At 58.8% G+C, this 1,624-nt stretch carries 2 protein-coding genes; both read left to right on the forward strand.

Annotation, left to right across the window (positions count from 1 at the left end; genetic code table 11):
* Position 1: 1 nt before the first annotated feature.
* Positions 2 to 874, forward strand: coding sequence for a carbohydrate ABC transporter permease (locus OK142_RS25170; RefSeq protein WP_498685720.1), 873 nt, complete (start codon positions 2 to 4; stop codon positions 872 to 874).
* A gap of 244 nt (positions 875 to 1,118) precedes the next feature.
* Positions 1,119 to 1,624, forward strand: a 506-nt coding sequence (locus OK142_RS25175) for a carbohydrate ABC transporter permease (RefSeq protein ID WP_498685721.1), incomplete at its 3' end; no start/stop codon positions are given.

A 1,624-nucleotide genomic window follows, 5' to 3' on the forward strand; every position in this document is an offset into this window, starting at 1 on the left:
AATGGCAACCCGAAACACGAGCGGTCTTGCGCGGGTGATGCTTGCGCCATCGGTGCTGTTATTGCTGGTGTGGATGATCGTTCCCCTGGCGATGACGCTGTGGTTCTCGTTCCAGAACTACAATCTCCTCAACCCGGCCAATGTCAGCTTCGCCGGTCTCTTCAATTACCAGTATTTCTACACCGATCCGGCCTTCTTCCAGTCGATCTGGAACACGCTTTTGATCGTCGGCGGCGTGCTTCTGATCACCGTCATCGGCGGCATCGCCATTGCGCTCCTGCTCGACAATGACATTTTCGGCCAGGGCATCGTGCGCATCATGATCATCTCGCCCTTCTTCGTCATGCCGCCTGTGGCAGCTTTGGTGTGGAAGAACATGATCATGCATCCGGGTTACGGCGTGCTTGCCGATCTCTCGCGCTTCTTCGGCCTGCAGCCGGTCGACTGGTTCGCGCAGTTTCCGCTGCTCTCCATCATCATCATCGTCGCCTGGCAATGGCTGCCATTTGCAACGCTGATCCTGCTCACCGCCCTGCAGTCGCTCGATGGCGAGCAGAAGGAAGCGGCCGAGATGGATGGCGCCAACTTCGTCAATCGCTTCATCTACCTGACGCTGCCGCATCTGTCGCGCGCCATCACCGTCGTCATTTTGATCCAGACGATCTTCCTGCTCGGCGTCTACGCGGAAATCCTCGTCACCACCAATGGCGGGCCGGGTTATGCCTCGACCAACCTTGCCTTCCTCATCTATCGCACGGCGCTTCTCGGTTACGACGTCGGCGGCGCATCGGCCGGCGGCATCATCGCCGTCGTGCTCGCCAATATCGTCGCCATCTTCCTGATGCGCGCCGTCGGCAAGAACCTGGATCGTTGAGAAGAAGGACACGGGCAATGATCTTATCTTCGAACGTATCCTCCAGCACCCCTCATTCCTGTGCTCGTCACAGGAATCCAGCCGACGCGCGTCGGCGCGGCGGGAAGACTCTTTCTCAGCCCAAAGACTTGGGCTGGCTGGATCCCTGTGACAAGCACAGGGATGAGGGAGGTGGGGATGCCTCCGTCTCCACACCAAAACGGCCCCGTGCTTTTACCGCTATTACCTCAGGGGAGGTCTAATCATGGCCCGCAAGACAACCACACGTGCGAAGATCGGCTTTTCCATCGCGGCCTGGGCCGTGGCGCTATTGCTGTTCTTCCCGATCCTTTACGCCTTCCTCACCTCGATCAAGACCGAGCCGGAGGCGATCTCGGGCTTCAGCCTCATTCCCTCGGGCACGCTCGAAAACTACATCACCGTGCAGACCCAGCGCGATTACTTCAAGCCGTTCATGAACTCGGTCGTGCTGTCGCTCGGCTCGACGATCATTGCGCTGATCATCGCCATTCCCGCCGCATGGGCCATGGCGTTCTCGCCGACCAAGCGCACCAAGGACATTTTGATGTGGATGCTCTCCACCAAGATGATGCCGGCCGTTGCCGTGCTGGTGCCGATCTACCTGATCTTCCGCAATGCCGGCCTGCTCGATACCCGCATTGGCCTCACCGTCATGCTGACTTTCATCAACCTGCCGATCGTGGTGTGGATGCTTTACACCTACTTCCGCGAAATCCCCGGCGAGATTCT

It is taken from the genome of Agrobacterium sp. BT-220-3, assembly GCF_025910175.1.
GTDB lineage: Bacteria > Pseudomonadota > Alphaproteobacteria > Rhizobiales > Rhizobiaceae > Agrobacterium > Agrobacterium oryzihabitans.

Excerpts from the sequence above, each read along its gene's own strand:
- OK142_RS25170 (WP_498685720.1), top strand. The coding sequence starts at position 2 with ATGGCAACCCGAAACACGAGCGGTCTTGCGCGGGTGATGCTTGCGCCA.